Source organism: Mesorhizobium sp. WSM4935 (assembly GCF_029625735.1).
Lineage (GTDB): Bacteria > Pseudomonadota > Alphaproteobacteria > Rhizobiales > Rhizobiaceae > Mesorhizobium.
This window is the reverse complement of the sequence record NZ_JARTVR010000020.1, coordinates 1-17,939: the sequence shown is the minus strand read 5'-3', so window position 1 is coordinate 17,939 and position 17,939 is coordinate 1. Positions and strand designations below refer to the sequence as shown.

General features: G+C 64.3%; 14 protein-coding genes and 1 pseudogene. 11 read left to right on the top strand and 4 right to left on the bottom strand.

The genetic code is table 11. The features are described 5' to 3' along the window. The first annotated feature begins 62 nt into the window (after positions 1 to 62). Positions 63 to 614 (top strand): putative glycolipid-binding domain-containing protein, encoded by a 552-nt coding sequence (locus P9273_RS29120; RefSeq protein WP_278051919.1) that lies wholly within the window; start codon positions 63 to 65, stop codon positions 612 to 614. 38 nt (positions 615 to 652) lie between these two features. On the opposite strand, the gene P9273_RS29115 is transcribed toward P9273_RS29120, so the two are convergent. Then, positions 653 to 949, bottom strand: coding sequence for an antibiotic biosynthesis monooxygenase family protein (locus P9273_RS29115; RefSeq protein WP_278051918.1), 297 nt, complete (start codon positions 947 to 949; stop codon positions 653 to 655). A gap of 213 nt (positions 950 to 1,162) precedes the next feature. On the opposite strand from P9273_RS29115, the gene P9273_RS29110 reads away from it, so the two are divergent. The 8 genes from P9273_RS29110 to P9273_RS29075 all read left to right on the top strand — a co-directional run bounded on the left by P9273_RS29110 (position 1,163) and on the right by P9273_RS29075 (position 13,142). After that, positions 1,163 to 2,416, top strand: coding sequence for an aspartate kinase (locus P9273_RS29110; protein WP_278051917.1), 1,254 nt, complete (start codon positions 1,163 to 1,165; stop codon positions 2,414 to 2,416). An 83-nt stretch (positions 2,417 to 2,499) separates the two neighbouring features. After that, positions 2,500 to 4,770 carry a phosphoenolpyruvate--protein phosphotransferase gene (gene ptsP, locus P9273_RS29105; RefSeq protein ID WP_040998460.1) on the top strand — a complete coding sequence of 757 codons (2,271 nt, stop codon included), beginning with the start codon at positions 2,500 to 2,502 and terminating at the stop codon, positions 4,768 to 4,770. A gap of 9 nt (positions 4,771 to 4,779) precedes the next feature. Further along, complete coding sequence (gene prfA / locus P9273_RS29100) at positions 4,780 to 5,859, top strand: peptide chain release factor 1 (protein ID WP_278051916.1); 1,080 nt, start codon at positions 4,780 to 4,782, stop codon at positions 5,857 to 5,859. After that, the gene (prmC, locus tag P9273_RS29095) at positions 5,852 to 6,730 is read left to right on the top strand and encodes a peptide chain release factor N(5)-glutamine methyltransferase (RefSeq protein ID WP_278051915.1); all 879 of its coding nucleotides are present in this window, start codon (positions 5,852 to 5,854) and stop codon (positions 6,728 to 6,730) included. Before prfA ends, prmC begins: the two co-directional genes overlap by 8 nt. Positions 6,731 to 7,061: 331 nt before the next feature. Next, positions 7,062 to 8,033 (top strand): DUF4167 domain-containing protein, encoded by a 972-nt coding sequence (locus P9273_RS29090; protein ID WP_278051913.1) that lies wholly within the window; start codon positions 7,062 to 7,064, stop codon positions 8,031 to 8,033. Positions 8,034 to 8,255: 222 nt separating this feature from the next. Then, positions 8,256 to 10,862, top strand: a complete 2,607-nt coding sequence (gene clpB / locus P9273_RS29085) for an ATP-dependent chaperone ClpB (RefSeq protein WP_278051912.1) — start codon at positions 8,256 to 8,258, stop codon at positions 10,860 to 10,862. Between the two features lie 97 nt (positions 10,863 to 10,959). Continuing rightward, positions 10,960 to 11,325 (top strand): MmcQ/YjbR family DNA-binding protein, encoded by a 366-nt coding sequence (locus tag P9273_RS29080; protein WP_040998456.1) that lies wholly within the window; start codon positions 10,960 to 10,962, stop codon positions 11,323 to 11,325. A gap of 290 nt (positions 11,326 to 11,615) precedes the next feature. Then, positions 11,616 to 13,142, top strand: a complete 1,527-nt coding sequence (locus P9273_RS29075; protein WP_278051911.1) for a L,D-transpeptidase family protein — start codon at positions 11,616 to 11,618, stop codon at positions 13,140 to 13,142. Here P9273_RS29075 and P9273_RS29070 read toward each other — a convergent pair. Together P9273_RS29070 and P9273_RS29065 are read right to left on the bottom strand one after the other, a co-directional pair. After that, positions 13,116 to 13,391, bottom strand: coding sequence for a hypothetical protein (locus P9273_RS29070; RefSeq protein WP_278051910.1), 276 nt, complete (start codon positions 13,389 to 13,391; stop codon positions 13,116 to 13,118). The two genes, P9273_RS29075 and P9273_RS29070, sit on opposite strands and share 27 nt — an antisense overlap. Then, the gene (locus P9273_RS29065; protein WP_278051909.1) at positions 13,367 to 13,744 is read right to left on the bottom strand and encodes a TMEM175 family protein; all 378 of its coding nucleotides are present in this window, start codon (positions 13,742 to 13,744) and stop codon (positions 13,367 to 13,369) included. Before P9273_RS29065 ends, P9273_RS29070 begins: the two co-directional genes overlap by 25 nt. Positions 13,745 to 13,953: 209 nt before the next feature. On the opposite strand from P9273_RS29065, the gene P9273_RS29060 reads away from it, so the two are divergent. Beyond that, positions 13,954 to 15,507 carry an MFS transporter gene (locus P9273_RS29060; RefSeq protein WP_278051908.1) on the top strand — a complete coding sequence of 518 codons (1,554 nt, stop codon included), beginning with the start codon at positions 13,954 to 13,956 and terminating at the stop codon, positions 15,505 to 15,507. A gap of 9 nt (positions 15,508 to 15,516) precedes the next feature. Here the strand turns inward: P9273_RS29060 and P9273_RS29055 are convergent, their stop codons facing one another. Next, on the bottom strand, positions 15,517 to 17,496 hold the full coding sequence (locus P9273_RS29055; protein WP_278051907.1) for a M23 family metallopeptidase: 1,980 nt from the start codon (positions 17,494 to 17,496) through the stop codon (positions 15,517 to 15,519). A gap of 250 nt (positions 17,497 to 17,746) precedes the next feature. Between P9273_RS29055 and P9273_RS29050 the strand changes: the two are divergent. Continuing rightward, positions 17,747 to 17,939, top strand: a pseudogene (locus tag P9273_RS29050) (hypothetical protein); the annotation flags it as partial.

Genomic DNA, 17,939 nt, shown 5'->3' with positions numbered 1-17,939 from the left:
TGAAACGGGACTGCGACTTCGCACGAATGGGACGGCATAGACTGTCGAAAAGGAACCCGATCATGCAGCCCTCGATCCTCTGGCGCCGGCTTGACCTTGAAGGCCATGATGGCTGCATGCTTTGCGCGACCGAGAGCGGTTGGCGTCTCCAGGGGCATGCGCTTTTCCTCCATGACGGCCAGCCCTGCAGCCTTGCCTATGCGGTGGATTGCGATGCCGGCTGGAGTACGCGCTTCGCGCGCGTCAAGGGCTTTGCCGGCGTGAAGGAGTTGCATTACGAGGTCGAGCGGCGAGCCGATGGTCAATGGATGCTGAACGGCGTGGGCCAGGCCGAAGCCGCGGGTCTCGTCGATGTCGACCTTGGCTTCACGCCGGCCACGAACCTCTTGGTGGTCCGTCGCTTCAACCTTGTTGTCGGCATGGCGACGCCGGCTCCTGCCGCCTACCTGGCTTTTCCCGAGCTCAGGCTCACGCGTCTCGACCAGACCTATAAGCGACTGGACGAAAACCGCTACGCCTATGCCGCGCCGGCCTTCGGCTATGAGGCCGTCCTGACGGTCTCGTCGGCCGGTTTCGTTCTCGATTATCCGGGCCTGTGGCAAAGCGCTGCCTGAGCCGTTTGCCCGGCGGAAGATGTGGGCTTGTGCCGGACCTAGCGCGACAGCGCAACCTCGGCATGGCTCATGGTGACGCTGGCCGGCTCTATTGCCTGCACGGCCTCGCTGTCGCCGATTTCGGCCATGATGCGGTCAGCTGCCGCCTGGGCCTGATCCAGGTTCTGCCAGCGCACGACGTCCACCCAGCTTCCATCCTCGCGCCTGCCGAGATGCCGGCTGAGAAAGCCCGGCTGCCGGGCGAGCCAGTCGGTCATGATCCCGTTATTGGCGACAAAGCCGGCTTCGGTGCCGGGCTTGAGCCGGAAGGTGACGATTTCAAGTGTCTCGGTCATGAGAATCTCCATCGGGCCGTTTCGGCGATTTTATGGCATGATCGGCGACAGGATTCTGTCAGGATAGACGGTGCCGGGCTGCTTATGGCCGCGCTCGCTTGCGAAGCCTTGCTGTTTTGGCTAAGGAGGCCGCGCATTCCCGCGCCGGGCGTACCCAGGCGTTTCCACCCGTTCCGGCCTTGAGCCGGCTTCAGTCAAAGGCATTTCGCTTCCATGGCGCGTATCGTGATGAAATTCGGCGGAACCTCGGTCGCCGACATCGCCCGCATCCGCAATGTGGCGCGCCATGTCAAACGCGAGGTCGATGCCGGCCACGATATTGCCGTAGTGGTCTCGGCCATGGCCGGCAAGACCAACGAGCTGGTCGCCTGGACGCGCGAAGCATCGCCCATGCATGATGCGCGCGAATATGACGCCGTTGTCGCATCGGGCGAGCAGGTTACCGCCGGTCTTCTGGCGATCACGCTGCAGAACATGGGCGTCCATGCACGGTCCTGGCAGGGCTGGCAGATCCCGATCAAGACCGACAACGCGCATGGCGCGGCGCGTATCCTCGACATCGATGGCGCCTTCCTGATCAAGCGGTTCGGCGAGGGCCAGGTGGCGGTGATCGCCGGTTTCCAGGGCATCGGACCGGACAACCGCATCTCGACGCTTGGCCGCGGCGGCTCCGACACCAGCGCCGTGGCGATCGCCGCGGCGGTCAAGGCCGACCGCTGCGACATCTACACCGATGTCGACGGCGTCTACACGACCGATCCGCGCATTGAGCCGAAAGCCCGGCGTCTCGCCAAGATTTCGTTCGAGGAAATGCTCGAAATGGCCTCGCTCGGCGCCAAAGTGCTGCAGGTGCGCTCGGTCGAGCTTGCCATGGTACATAGGGTGCGTACCTTCGTGCGGTCGTCCTTCGACGATCCCGACGCGCCCGGAATGGGGGATTTGCTCAATCCGCCCGGAACGCTCATTTGCGACGAGGAAGAGATCGTGGAACAGCAGGTCGTCACCGGAATTGCCTACGCCAAGGACGAAGCGCAGATTTCGCTGCGCCGCGTCGGCGACCGCCCAGGCGTTGCCGCCGGCATCTTCGGCCCGCTGGCTGAGGCCAACATCAATGTCGACATGATCGTCCAGAATATCTCCGAGGACGGCAAGTTCACCGACATGACCTTCACCGTGCCGTCCGGCGACGTCGACAAGGCGCTTGCCGTGCTGGAGAAGCTGAAGCCGGAAGTCGGCTACGATGTCGTGCAGTCGGAGGCCGGCATGTCGAAGGTCTCGGTCATCGGCATCGGCATGAGGAGCCACGCCGGCGTCGCGGCCACCGCCTTCAAGGCGCTGGCCGACAAGGCGATCAATATCCGCGCCATCACCACGTCCGAGATCAAAATCTCGATATTGATCGACGGTCCCTATACGGAACTGGCGGTTCGCACTTTGCATTCCGTCTACGGTCTGGATAAGCAATAGCAAGAACTGAGTCAGTTGTTGCGTGAACGCCGGCCGCGGGAGAAACTGCGGCGGGCGAAATGCCCATTGGAGAACAAGCCGCGATGCGTGATACGGCCAGTGGCCCGCGCGTTCTGCTCAAACGGCTTCGCGAGCTCATGCAGGAGCCGCTGGAGCCGCAGGAGCGGCTCGACCGCATCGTGCGCGACATCGCCTCCAACATGGTCGCCGAAGTCTGCTCGCTTTACGTGCTGCGCGCGGACTCGGTGCTCGAACTCTACGCCACCGAGGGTCTGAACCCCAACGCCGTCCACCTGGCGCAGCTCAGGCTGGGGCAGGGCCTGGTCGGCACGATCGCCGCCAGCGCGCGGCCGCTCAACCTTTCCAACGCGCAGGAGCATCCCGCCTTCGCCTATCTGCCGGAGACGGGCGAAGAGATCTACAATTCCTTCCTCGGCGTGCCGGTGCTGAGGGCAGGGCGCACGCTGGGCGTGCTGGTGGTGCAGAACAAGACCATGCGCCATTACCGCGACGACGAGGTCGAGGCGCTGGAAACCACGGCGATGGTGATCGCCGAGATGATCGCCACCGGCGATCTTGCGCGCCTCACCCGGCCCGGGCTGGAGCTCGACCTGCGCCGGCCAGTGAGCTTCACCGGTCTTTCCTTCAACGAAGGCGTCGGGCTCGGCCATGTCGTGCTGCACGAGCCGCGCATCGTCGTCACCAACCTCTTCAACGAGGACAGCGAGGAGGAGATCCGCCGGCTGCAATCCTCGCTCGGCTCGCTCCGGCTCTCCATCGACGACATGCTGGAGCGGCGCGAGGTCGCCTTCGAGGGCGAGCACCGCGAGGTGCTCGAGGCCTATCGCATGTTCGCCAATGACAGCGGTTGGGTGCGCCGGCTGGAAGAGGCGATCCGCAACGGCCTGACGGCGGAAGCGGCGGTGGAGAAGGTGCAGAGCGACATGCGCGCCCGCATGCTGCATATGACCGACCCTTATCTGCGCGAGCGGATGAGCGATTTCGACGACCTCGCCAATCGGCTCCTGCGCCAGCTGATGGGGCGCGGCCCGGAAGACGTCGCGGCCTCGCTGCCCAAGGACGCCATCATCGTCGCCCGCTCGATGGGCGCGGCCGAACTGCTCGACTATCCGCGCGACAAGCTGCGCGGCCTGGTGCTGGAGGACGGCGCTGCGACCAGCCACGTCGTCATCGTCGCGCGCGCCATGGGCATTCCGGTGGCCGGCCAGATGAAGGGCGCCGTTTCCATGGCGGAAAACGGCGACGCCATCATCGTCGACGGCGAGGAAGGCACCATCCATCTTCGGCCACAATCCGACCTGGAAGCCGCTTACGCCGAAAAAGTCCGATTCCGGGCGCGGCGCCAGGAGGTGTACAGGGAACTGCGCAAGAAGCCGTCGCTGACCAAGGACGGCGTACCGGTCGATCTCCTGATCAATGCGGGTCTTGCCGTCGACCTGCCGCAGCTGAGCGAGTCGGGCGCCGCCGGCATCGGGCTCTTCCGCACCGAATTGCAGTTCATGGTCGCCTCGACCTTCCCGCGCGCGGAGGCGCAGGAGCGGCTTTACCGCGACGTGCTCGAGGCCGCGCGCGGCAAGCCGGTCACCTTCCGCACCATCGACATCGGCGGCGACAAGGTGCTGCCCTATTTCAAAGGGGCGGTGCAGGAAGAGAACCCGGCGCTCGGCTGGCGGGCAATCCGGCTGACGCTCGATCGCCCAGGCCTGCTCAGGACGCAGATCCGGGCGCTGCTGAAGGCCTGCGGCGGCCGTGAGCTGAAGCTGATGCTGCCGATGGTGACCGAGCTGTCGGAGATCGCGCAGGCGCGCGAGATCATCGATCGCGAGGTCCGGCATCTGTCGCGCTTTGCCCATCATCTGCCCACCAGCCTCAAGCTCGGCGCGATGCTTGAAGTGCCCTCGCTCTTGTTCCAGCTCGACGAATTGATGAAGGCGGTGGACTTCGTCTCGGTCGGCTCCAACGACCTCTTCCAGTTCGTCATGGCCGTCGATCGCGGCAACACCCAGCTCGCCGACCGCTTCGACACGCTTTCGGCGCCGTTCCTGCGGGTGCTGAAGACGATTGCCGATGCCGGCGTGCGCAACAACACGCCAGTGACGCTCTGCGGCGAACTTGCCGGCAAGCCGATCTCGGCCATGGCGCTGATCGGCCTGGGCTTCCGCTCGATCTCGATGTCGCCGGCCTCGATCGGCCCGGTCAAGGCGATGCTGACGGAGCTGCCGCTGCAGGAGCTGAAAGACTTCTTCAAGGACAACCTGATGGCGCCCAGCCAGGGGACGCCGATGCGGGCCTTGCTTCAGGCCTTCGCCGACGACCGTTCGATTCCGCTATAGCCCTCCATCATGATCAACCTGCCCCGCGACCGTATGGATCAAGTCGTCAAGCGTTTCGACATGCTCGAAGCGCAGATGTCGGCCGGACCCGCCGCCGATCAATATGTCAAGATGGCGTCCGAATATGCCGACATCCAGGAGATGGTGGGCAAGATCCGGGCGTTGCGCGCCGCCGAGCAGGAGCAGGCGGATCTCGAGGCGATGCTGGCCGACAGGACGACCGACGCCGACATGCGGGCGCTAGCCGAGGCGGACCTGCCGGAGGTCGAGAGCCGCATCGAGGCGCTGCAGAAGGACATCCAGATCCTGCTTCTGCCCAAGGATGCGGCCGACGAGAGGAACGCCATCCTTGAAATCCGCGCCGGAACCGGCGGCGACGAGGCGGCGCTGTTCGCCGGCGATCTGTTCCGCATGTATGAGCGCTACGCCGCCTCGCGCGGCTGGCGTTTCGAGGTAGTGTCGGCGAGCGAAGGCGAGGTCGGCGGCTACAAGGAAATCATCGCCTCGGTATCGGGCAAGGGCGTGTTCGCGCATCTGAAGTTCGAATCCGGCGTGCACCGTGTCCAGCGCGTGCCGGAGACCGAAGCCGGCGGGCGCATCCACACCTCGGCGGCGACGGTCGCCGTCCTGCCCGAGGCAGAGGAGGTCGATATCGAGATCCGGCCCGAGGACATCCGCATCGACACGATGCGCGCCTCAGGCTCCGGCGGCCAGCACGTCAACACCACCGACTCGGCGGTGCGCATCACCCATCTGCCGACCGGCATCATGGTGGTGCAGGCGGAGAAGTCGCAGCACCAGAACCGGGCGCGCGCCATGCAGATCCTGCGCGCGCGCCTCTATGACCTGGAGCGCAGCCGGGCCGACGAAGAACGCTCGGAGTCGCGCAAATCGCAGGTCGGCTCGGGCGACCGTTCAGAGCGCATCCGCACCTATAACTTCCCGCAGGGGCGCGTCACCGACCACCGCATCAACCTCACGCTCTACAAGCTCGACCGGGTGATGATGGGCGAGCTTGAGGAGGTGATCGACGCGCTGATTGCCGATCATCAGTCGAAGCTGCTTGCCGATATGAGCCTCGATGGCTGATCGACTGCCCGCCGCGCTCGGGCCGCTGCTCAGGGCGGCGCGCGAGCGTCTCGCCGCCGCCGGCATCGACGATGCGGCACTCGATTCCCGGCTGATCGTCGAGCATTTCTGCGGCACGACCCGCACCCAGGCGATCGCCGAGCCGGGGTACGAGGTGGGTTCGGCGGCGCTTTCGGCCGTTGAAGCGGCGCTGAGCCGTCGCGTCGCAGGCGAACCGGTGCACCGCATCTTCGGCTACCGCGAATTCTACGGTTTGCGCCTGTCGCTTTCACCGGAGACGCTGGAGCCCCGGCCTGACACCGAGACGCTGGTCGACGCCGTCCTGCCCTTCGCCCGGGCAACGGCCGAAAGGCTTGGCGAATGCCGTATTCTCGATCTCGGCACCGGCACCGGCGCCATCGCGCTGGCCCTGCTAGGCGCTGTCCCGGCGGCGACCGCGACGGGCGTCGACATTTCGCCCGACGCATTGGCGACTGCCGCCCGAAACGCCCGGAATCTGGGGCTTGGCGAGCGCTTCAAAGCCTTGCATTCCAACTGGTTCGAAAAAGTTTCGGGCCGCTACCATGTAATTGCCTCGAACCCTCCCTATATACCCAGTCGAGACATCGGAAATCTGCAGGACGAGGTCCGCGATTTCGACCCGCACCGGGCCCTGGACGGCGGCGCGGATGGTTTGGATCCCTATAGGGTCATCGCCGCCGAGGCGGCGGGATTTCTGGAAACGCAAGGCAAGGTAGCGGTCGAGATCGGCCACACGCAGAAAAACGAGGTCACCGGGATTTTCGCGGCAGCCGGCTACCGGCTTGCCGGAGCCTACCCGGACCTCGGCGGCAACGACAGAGTTCTGGTGTTCGAGCGTTGGAAGCCCTGATGCAGTGCGAAAAAACCGCTTGGCAATACCGGGGAATGCAGTTAGGGTCCGGCTCAACCGGATGAGACGAAGCAGGCAGTGCTCCCAGCGATTCGGTTTTCCTTGGAAATAGCTGCCTTCTTGCGCAAACGACGCCCAAGCTTCGTGCGGGAATCATCCGGCAAGTGACGTAACCGGAACAGGATGGCACGTGGCGCCAACGCAATTGATGCGGGCGAACGCCGGTGAAGAAACGAAACGGCTGGCTGCATGAGCGCCTCCGTTCGTAAAGAGCTTTTCGAAAATTCACTATGAAGAGAGTCTAATGAGGCCACAACAGCAGAACAGGCGCATGCGCGGTCGCAACAATAATGGCGGCGGTGGCAACAACAACAACCGCAAGGGGCCGAATCCCCTGACCCGCACTTACGAGAGCAACGGCCCGGACGTGAAGATCCGCGGATCGGCTCAACAGATCGCCGAAAAATACGCCGCACTCGCCCGTGACGCGCAAAGCTCCGGCGACAGGGTGATGGCCGAGAACTATCTCCAGCACGCCGAACACTACAATCGCATCATTGCCGCCGCACAGGCGCAGATGCCGATCCAGAACGTTTCGCAGAACCGCGAAGAGTTCGATGACGATCTCGATGAGGACCGCGACGAGTTCGACAACGCCGGCAACGGCGCCGGGGCGCCGGCGAACGGCTCCGGGCCGCAGCCGGTGATCGAAGGCACGCCGGCGGAACTCGCCTACAACCAGGAAAACGCACGCGATAACAGCAATCGCCGCGACAACAATGGTCGCGACCGGCATCGCGACCGCCGCAACGGCGGCTATGGCCAGAACGGCCAGCGCGGTGAAAATAGCCAGCGTGGCGAGCAGGGCGGCCAGCAGTTCGATCAGAACCGCCGCAATGAGGCGCTGCCCGAGACAGCCGGCGAGGCCGGCTCCCAGGGTGAGCAGGCGCCGCAGTTCGACGGTTTCTCGCCGGCCGCGCTTGCGGCCCAGGCCGAGCTCAACGAGGCCGCCATGGACAATGGCGGTGGCGGCCGTCGGCCCCGGCGCCCGCGGCGCCCGCGCGGCAATTATGCCGATCAGGCCGGCAATGGCCAGCAGGGCGACCAGCAGGAGGGCTTGAGCCCCGAAGCTGCCGGCTCCGAAAGTTCAGGCGAAACGCGCAGCGCGGTGGGCAATGGCGATCACGCCAGCGCCAAGCCGGCCGAGGAAGCGGACCGGGCGATCGAGCCGGTCGCCAACGAGCCGGCGCCCGTTGCCAGCGAAGCCCCCGGCGAGCCTGTCGCCGCCGACGCGAACAACTGATCCGGACGCCATTCCAGGCATTGCAGACGGCGGAGAGCAATCTCCGCCGTTTTCGTTCGTGCGCAGCTGGAATATTCTGCTTTGATCGACGTCAAGGCTTCTTGAGGGACCGCACCCCATACACCATATCTCGGCTGAACAGGGCTCGGCTCTTATGGGCGGGTCCGTCACCGCAATCTGATCCGGTGCCGCAAAGCGGGCCGGTGACGGAAGGAGACAGATATGAATCTTGAGAAATACTCGGAGCGCGTGCGCGGTTTCATCCAGTCCGCGCAGACCATGGCGCTCTCGCGCAACCACCAGCAATTTACCCCCGAACATATTCTGAAGGTGCTCGTCGACGATGACGAGGGCCTTGCCGCGTCCCTGATCGAACGCGCCGGCGGCAGCGCCCGTGACGTCAAGCTCGGCGTCGAGGCCGCGCTCGAAGCCATGCCCAAGGTCGAGGGCGGCAATGGCCAGCTTTATCTGGCCCAACCTCTCGCCAAGGTGTTTTCGACCGCCGAGGACCTGGCCAAGAAGGCCGGCGACAGCTTCGTCACCGTCGAGCGGCTGCTGCAGGCGCTTGTCATGGAGAAGTCGGCCAAGACCGCCGACATCCTGTCCAAGGCGGGCGTCACCGCGCAGGTGCTCAACCAGGCCATCAACGATATCCGCAAGGGCCGCACCGCCGACTCGGCCAGCGCCGAGCAAGGCTATGACGCGCTGAAGAAATACGCGCGCGACCTGACCGCCGACGCCCGCTCCGGCAAGCTCGACCCGGTCATCGGCCGCGACGACGAGATCCGCCGCACCATCCAGGTGCTGTCGCGGCGCACCAAGAACAACCCTGTGCTGATCGGCGAGCCGGGCGTCGGCAAGACGGCGATCGCCGAAGGCCTGGCGCTGCGCATCGTCAATGGCGACGTGCCGGAATCGCTGAAGGACAAGCAGTTGATGGCGCTCGACATGGGCGCGCTGATTGCCGGCGCCAAATATCGCGGCGAGTTCGAGGAGCGGCTGAAGGCCGTGCTCAACGAGGTCACCTCGGCCAACGGCAACATAATCCTGTTCATTGATGAGATGCACACGCTGGTCGGCGCCGGCAAGGCCGACGGCGCGATGGATGCGTCGAACCTTTTGAAGCCCGCGCTGGCGCGCGGCGAACTGCACTGCGTCGGCGCGACCACGCTCGACGAATACCGCAAGCATGTCGAGAAGGACCCGGCCCTTGCCCGCCGTTTCCAGCCCGTCTTCGTCGACGAGCCGACTGTGGAGGACACGGTCTCGATCCTGCGTGGCCTGAAGGAGAAATACGAGCAGCATCACAAGGTGCGCATCTCCGATTCCGCGCTGGTGTCGGCGGCGACGCTTTCCAACCGCTACATCGCCGACCGCTTCCTGCCGGACAAGGCGATCGATCTGGTCGATGAGGCGGCCTCTAGGCTGCGCATGCAGGTCGATTCCAAGCCCGAGGCGCTGGACGAGATCGATCGCCGCATCATGCAGCTCAAGATCGAGCGTGAGGCGCTGAAGGTCGAGAAGGACGAGGCCTCGAAGGACCGGCTTGCCCGGCTTGAGAAGGAGCTTGCCGACCTCGAGGAAGAATCGAGCGAGCTGACCACGAAGTGGCAGGCTGAAAAGCAGAAGCTTGGCCTTGCCGCCGACCTGAAGAAGCAGCTCGACGAGTCGCGCAACGAACTGGCGATCGCGCAGCGCAAGGGCGAGTTCCAGCGTGCCGGCGAGCTTGCCTATGGCAAGATTCCGGAGCTCGAGAAGAAGCTCAAGGAAGCCGAGGCGCAGGACGGCAAGACCGGCATGGTGGAAGAGGTGGTCACGCCCGACCATGTCGCGCATGTCGTGTCGCGCTGGACCGGCATTCCGGTCGACAAGATGCTGGAAGGCCAGCGCGAGAAGCTCTTGCGCATGGAAGACGAGATCGGCAAGCGGGTCGTCGGCCAGGGCGAAGCCGTGCAGGCGGTGTCCAAGGCCGTGCGCCGCGCCCGCGCCGGACTGCAGGATCCGAACCGGCCGATCGGCTCGTTCATGTTCCTCGGACCGACCGGCGTCGGCAAGACCGAGCTCACCAAGGCGTTGGCCAGCTTCCTGTTCGACGACGAGACCGCGCTGGTGCGCATCGACATGTCGGAGTTCATGGAGAAGCACTCCGTCGCCCGGCTGATCGGCGCGCCTCCCGGCTATGTCGGCTATGAGGAAGGCGGCGCGCTGACAGAAGCGGTGCGGCGCCGGCCCTATCAGGTCGTGCTGTTCGACGAGATCGAGAAGGCGCATCCGGACGTGTTCAACGTGCTCCTGCAGGTGCTCGACGACGGCCGGCTGACCGATGGTCAGGGCCGCACGGTCGACTTCCGCAACACGCTGATCATCATGACATCGAATCTTGGGGCCGAATATCTGGTCAATCTCGGCGACGACCAGGATGTCGATGCCGTGCGCGACGAGGTGATGGCCGTGGTGAAGGCCTCGTTCCGGCCGGAGTTCCTCAACCGCGTCGACGAGGTGATCCTGTTCCACCGGCTGCGTCGTCAAGACATGGACCGCATCGTCGAGATCCAGCTCAGGCGGCTGGAGAACCTGCTCACCGACCGCAAGATCACGCTGTCGCTGGATCATGACGCGATCGAGTGGCTGGCATCGAAGGGCTACGACCCGGCCTATGGCGCCAGGCCGCTGAAGCGGGTGATGCAGAAGGAGCTGCAGGATCCGCTGGCGGAGAAGATCCTGCTCGGCGAGATCCTCGACGGTTCGACCGTCAAGGTTACGGCGGGCTCCGACCGGTTGAACTTCCGCTCGAAGCCGACCGTGGTGGCGACCGAAGCTGCCGCCTGATCTTGATCGAACTTGAATGAACGCGAAGCGCGCCGCACCGGACCGGTACGGTGGCTGCGCATAATCGGCTGCCGATTCGAATGGCTGGAAGGACTCGATGACGCTCGACGATTACAACGGCTTCTGCGCTTCGCTGCCCGCCACGACGCATGTGGTTCAGTGGGGCGGCGCCCATGTCTGGAAGGTCGGCGGCAAGGTGTTTGCGATCGGCGGCTGGAACGAGGGCGGGCAGCTTTTCGTCACCTTCAAATGTTCCGAGATGGCTTATGATGTGCTGAAGGACCAGCCGGGCTGCCGGCCGGCGCCCTATCTTGCCTCGCGCGGCATGAAATGGATCCAGCGTCAGACAAGCCAAAGCATGGATGATGCGGCGCTCAAGGACTATCTGCGCGAGAGCCATCGCCTGGTCGGCCTCAAACTGACCAAACAGGCACGCAAGGAATTGGGCCTTGCCGCGTCCTGAAGCGTGCCGCGAATCTTTCAGATTCCATGCGTTTCGGGTTTTTGATTTGCGCGTGTCTTTGCCTCGAAACCGGTTCGCTTTCGGGAGACATGCTTTAAGGATTCTATGCATGTTGTCCTCGCAAAGCCGCGGCACGGTTTTTGCGCGACATGCGTTCACCGATATTCCTCCAGGCAACGGAGAACCGCCATCTTCATGCCCGGTTCATATTGGAACCTTAATTTGGATAACTGGTTTGCTGGCGAAGATTCGCCCGCCAGGAGCCCAGTCGACCGGAGAGCTAGAACCCCATGCTGCGCTTGATCTTTTCCCTTTCGGCACTCGCGGCCGGGCTGGTGGCCTCCAGTGCGTTCGCCACACCGAGCGTGGATGGTGCGTCGCAGGCGACACGGCCCGCCCAGCGCGGCGCGTTGATGCTGGCCCAGGAAGGCAATATCGACATCTATTACGACGCAAGGGGCAACCGCGTGCTGGTCGATGCCGACACCGGCAAGGTGATCGCCATCCAGCCGCCGGGAAGCAGGCTCGACCGCCGCGCGCTGCGCCGGCAGATGCGGATGCAGGAGCTCGGTCGCGCGCCGGCCGAGGACGACCGCTATTATCTCGACGACCCCGAGGACATGGCCCGTTTCCGCCGGCGGCAATTGGAGGAGAACGGCCGCGTCATCCCGCCGCCGGTCGACGAATATGACGACAATTCCGTCGATGCCTATCCGCCGGCGCTCGACAATGACGAAGGCTACGCCACCACCTATCCGGAGCCGCCGAGGTCCAACACCATCAAGCGCCAGCCGCTGAACGAGGCGTCGATCGATCCGGAGCAGCAGGGCCAGGGCGAAGTGATCCAGACCAATCCGGACGTCCAGCCGCCGCCGAACACCGGCGGCAAGGCCACAGTCGATCCGTCGCTGTCGCTCGGGGTGCGCCAGGACGTCGCCGCGCTGCAGGTCCTGCTCGATCGCGGCGGTGCTTCGCCCGGCGTGATCGACGGGCGCTTCGGCTCGAATGTCGACAAGGCGCTGGCCGCCTACAACGAAATAAACGGCACCAATCTGAAATCGACCGATGCGGTCGCCATCCAGGCGGCGCTCGCCCAGTCGGGCGGCGACCCGTTTGCCAACTATACGATCACGCCGGAAGATGTGGCCGGCCCTTATGTGGCTTCGATTCCTGAGGATTACAGCCAGAAGGCCAAGCTCAACTGCATGTGCTACACCTCGGTCACCGAGGCGCTGGCCGAACGCTTCCACATGGACGAGACCTATCTGAAGTCGATCAACAAGGGCGTGGATTTCAATCGCTCCGGCACGATGATCAAGGTCGCCAATTTCGGCAAGCTGGTCTCGACGCCGGTAACGCGCATCGTCGCCGACAAGACCAAGAAGGAAGTCTACGCTTATGACGGCAGCGGCAAGCTGGTCGCGGCCTATCCGGCGACCATCGGCTCGGCCGACACGCCGTCGCCGACCGGCATCCATGCCGTCTCGCGCATCGCGCTCGACCCGAACTACACCTATAACCCGAACATCAATTTCAAGCAGGGCCAGAATGACAAGATCCTGACCATCCCGCCGGGGCCGAACGGTCCGGTCGGTTCGGTCTGGATCGCGCTCGACAAGCCGACCTACGGCATCCACGGCACGCCCGACCCCTCCAAGATCGGCAAGACCGAGAGCCATGGCTGCGTCCGACTGACCAACTGGGATGCACGCGAGCTCGCCAAGCTTGTGTCGCCGGGCGTCACGGTGGAGTTCGTCGGCGGAGCAACAATCGCGGAGGTCGGCGGGACCTCAACCGATGAGCTTACGCAGCAGTGAGCTGCGCGGCGCGGCGGCGTAAATAAGCTGCACCAGCAGGATGAAGACGATGCTGAGCAGCGGCGCGATCAGGCAAAGCGCCCCGCCCACCGCCCACAGAATTTGCGCCTTGACGATGCGATAGACGGTGCGCCGTGTCTCGGCGTCCACATCCTCGGCGACCATGCCGTTCCTGTCGGCATACCACCAGCTCGCGAACAGCGTGGCGCCAAGCATCAGCAGGTTCAGCCAGTAGACCAGCACCGCCATCCTGAATTCCAGGAAATCGGCCAGCAGGTCGGTCGAGAACGGCAGCAGCGCGATAAAAGCAAGGAAGCACAGGTTGAGCGTCGCCAGCCTGCGGTCCGCCTTGCGATCAGCCCATGCTGCGCCTGCTGGCCGAACCAGAAGATGGTGAGCGTCAGGAAACTCAGCGCATAGGTCAGGAATCGTGGCGCCAGCGCCAGGATCGCGGCAAGCAGCTCGCCCTCCGAATGCACCGCCTCATGGGACGGCACCCTGATCTCCAGCACGATGAAGGTCAGCGCGATGGCGAAGACACCGTCGGTTATGCCGACAATGCGTCCGCGTCCTTCCGCTGACGGTTCGAGCGGCCGCTTCATGGCTTCCCCCTCTCACGCATGATGATGGAACCTAGCACGCTGCCGGCGGTTTGCATCAGGATTGGCGCTCGTCTCCCGATGCGGCTCCGATCAAAGCGCAAAAAACCAATTCACAGTTTTCGGCATGACGCTCCAGCGTCATCTGGTTTCAAGAACAGCGATGCTCTGGCTTGTTGTTGCGCAACTGCCGGAGGGCTAAGCAGAGGTTCATGTCATCCGCGAACGAAATCACTGCCGATTTGCATTCGCCCACGCGGGCGAACGGCACGTTCTGTCCTCAGACGCAGCGAAAATTCGTGCTGGTGGCGGCGATCCTCGCCTCGGCGCTCGGCTTTATCGACGGCTCGATCCTGGCGATCGCGATGCCCGCATTGCGCGTTGACCTCGGCGCCAGCCTGGCCGAGGCGCAGTGGATTTCCAACGCCTATGCGCTGACGCTGTCGGCGCTGATCCTGGCGGGGGGCGCTGCCGGTGATCGGTTTGGCCTGCGGCGCGCCTTCGTGACCGGGATCGCGCTGTTCATCACCGCCTCGCTTGCCTGCGCGATGGCGCCCAACCCGGCCATATTGATCGTTTTCCGCGCCATCCAGGGCATCGGTGCCGCGATCATGGTGCCGGGCAGCCTCGCCATCATCGCCAAAGCCTATCCGAAGAAGGAACGCGGCCGGGCGATAGGCATCTGGGCCGCCGCATCGGCGTTGACCACGGCGCTCGGCCCCGTTCTGGGCGGCTTCGTTTTGACGACTTTCGGCAATGGGGTCTGGCGCGCGATCTTCGCCATCAACCTGCCGCTTGGACTGATCTCGATCTATCTGCTTCTGGCCAAGGTGCCGGCCGACCAGCCCACTGAAAAACGCAGCCTCGATCTTACGGGGGCGGCACTGGCGACGCTGGCGTTCGGATCATTGGCTTATGGATTGACGGCGATGAACGCCGAGGGCGGCGGGATGATGGCCGGGCCTGCGATCGTCGCCGGCGTCGTCCTGCTTTTCGTCTTCATTCTCTACGAGCGCTGGCAGCGCGAGCCGATGATCGATCTCGGCCTGTTTCGCATCGGCGCCTTCGCCGGCGCCAATCTGGCGACCTTCTTCCTCTATTTCGCGCTGTCGGCGAATCTCTTCTACCTGCCGATGGTTCTGATCGCTGGTTGGGGATTGAGCTCGGCCGAGGTCGGATTCATCTTCCTGCCGTTGTCGGCCTCGATCGCGTTGCTGTCGGGGCCGGTCGGCCAGTGGTCCGACAAGATCGGCCCGCGTCTGCCGATTGCCGCCGGCAGCTTCATCGTCGCCATCGCCTTTGCCGGGCTCGCCCTGCTCTCTCATGCCGGCATCCACAATTTCTGGACCGGCGCCTTTCCGCTGATGGCCTTGATGGGGCTTGGCATGGCGCTCGTTGTGTCGCCACTGTCGACGGCGGTCATGACCTCGGTCGACGACAAGGACACGGGGGCTGCATCAGGCATCAACAATGCCGTCTCGCGCGTCGGCGGGTTGATCGCGGTGGCTGCAATGGGCTCGCTGGCGGCTTTCGTCTATGCGCGACTGACCGGCAACCCTGCCGGTATGCCCGGTTTCGGCGAGCCGCCCGCGGCCGGGCTGGCGGCCAATCTCGACGCGGTGCGGATTACGGCAAGCGATTCGGCTTTCGCCGCGGTCGCCGCTGTCACGACATTGCTTTGCCTGTTGTCGTCGATCATTGCCTGGCTCACCGTGCCCGGGCAGGCGTCGCCCTGGCCGCGGCGAGGCGAGGGTTCGGGCAAATAATTCGCGCGACTAATTGGGAAGCTGCGAATCAGTCTTGGCGCTGGCGACCTTCAGCGCGTTGCCGTCTTCCTGCTTCAGAAGATCGTCGATGCGCTCGCGCTCGCGCTTGAAGGCGACGAGATCGTCGCCCTTCAGCACCTTGCCGACCGGCAGGCGCACGCGCATCGGGTCGACCTTGGTGCCGTTGACGATCAGCTCGTAGTGAAGATGCGGACCGGTGGCGAGGCCGGTCTGGCCGAGATAGCCGATCACCTGGCCCTGGCGCACGCGCATCCCCGGCTCGATGCCCTGGGCGAAAGCGCTCTGGTGATTGTAGGAGGTCTCATAGCCATTGGCGTGGCGGATGATGATCTGCTTGCCGTAGCCGCCGGCCCAGCCGACCTTCTCGACGACGCCGTTGCCGGCGGCGATGATCGGCGTGCCGATGGGCGCCGCCCAGTCCACACCGGTATGCATACGCACATAGCCCAGAATCGGGTGCCGCCGCGCGCCGAAGCCGGAGCGGAATTTGCCGGCGGGCAGCGGATTGCGCAGCAGGAATTGCTGGGCGCTCGAACCGTTTTCGTCGAAATAGTCGGTGCTGCCGTCCTGCATCTGGAAGCGGTAGAAATTCTTCGTCTGGCCGCCGAAGGTCGCCGATACATAAAGGAGCTCGGAATTGTCGGAGGTCTGGTCGTCGCCGTCGGGCTGCGAGAACAGGACCTCGAGGCGATCGGCCGGCGAGATCCGCGACTGGAAATCGACGTCGGAGGCGAGAAGCTTGATCAGCTTCTGCGTCATCGCCTTCGACATGCCGTAGGAATAGGCGGCGCGGTAGATGCCGTCATAGATATTGGGAAGATTGCCGCGCACCACGACGGGCTGCGAATCGTCGAACGCCGTCAAAAGCTCGGGATTGGGCTCCGGCTCTTGCGCCGGCACATACTGGCCGCGGTCGTTAAGCGCGATGGTGACGATATGCGTGGTCTTGTCATAGACGCTGGTGCGCACGACCTTGGCGATATCGCCGCGCACTTCCAGACCGACGCGCAGCACCGTTCCGGCCTTGAGCGCCGTGGCGTTCAACAGCTTGCCGATCGCTTCCGCCATGCCGGTGGCGTCGTCGCCGGTGTAGCCCGAATCGGCATAGGCCTCGGCGATATCGGTATCGTTGGTGAAGGGAATGATTTCCTCGGCGAAGGCCGGCGTCTGGTCGTCGGGGGTGGCACGCGGCGCCACCGAAACATTTTCCTGCGTGATCTTCACGTCGTAGGAGCCGGCCATCGATTCGGCGAAGGCGTCGCCAAATCGCTGCGGATCGACATAATGCAGCGCGGCGACCTGGACGGCGCCGTCGCTCAAACCGTTGCTGGCATCCCGCACCACCTTTTCCACCTCGTCGGCTGAAAGGTCGCTCTTTTCGTCGAAGGAAGCCGTCTCGACCGGAAAATCGACCGTCTTCAGGCTCATTTCGCTTTCGACTTTGGCGCCGTAGATCTGTCCGGCGGCCGCGGTCGCCGTTGCAGGCTGCGCATTGTCGTCGCTGTCGTCGCCGAACACCTGCATCGGGTCGAATGGCGGGTACGGGCGGTTGGTGGTGTGGCCGGCGGCCAAGGCCATCTTGATCTGCACGAAAGGCATGGTGTGGATGACGTCGCGGTCGCCGACCTTGGTGACCATCGACACTTCCATGCGGCGCCGGTCTTTTGCCCGGGCGATCTGGCGGGGCGCTACCAGCCTTGTGGTCTTTGCTTGCTCGCCGGAATCATCGCTGCCGCCGGCGAGGCTGATGAGCTCGGCGATTTCCGGCGGGGTCGCCAATTGCTGGCGGCCATCAAGGGCGGCGAACAAGGCCACGCCCATCAAAACACTCGATGTAACGCCGGTAAGGAATGTGCCCGACAGCCACCGTGCCGAAACCTCGCGGCGGTCAGGCGGACCGCTGCGGCCGTCCGCGATCAGCGGCGGCTCGTTGCCGAGTTCGGCTATGACCTCTTCGGTGTCTGGCATCCAGAAAGGCTGCTTCTTCCCCAGGCGAAACGGCTTGTCGTTGTCGTTGCGGCCATGACAATTGCCTGTCGCGGCGGTTGAAGTCAACGAAGCGGCAAGCCGGGGCCGATATCCCCAATCATACGCCCCTTGCGCGGGGCGCCCTGTCGTCTGTTGCGGTCGTCCGTTTTTGAGGGCGCCTCACATATGCGTGCGCGCCTTCCTTATGGGTCGGTTTCACGCCTCAATGCGGCGGCAATAGGGCCTCGCTGTGGATGACCCAAGAGCTGCCGCAAGGGCAGTCGGCTATCGAAAAAGCGGTTCGAAAAAATCGTCGCAAAAAATTCAAAAAAGTTCGAAATCGGTGTTGACGCGTCGAGCGAGCTCCGACTATATACGGCCCACGAACGAGGGCGGTGCGCCGCTGGCGGCAGAGAAGTTCGCTTCTATGTGTGCCCTGTTTG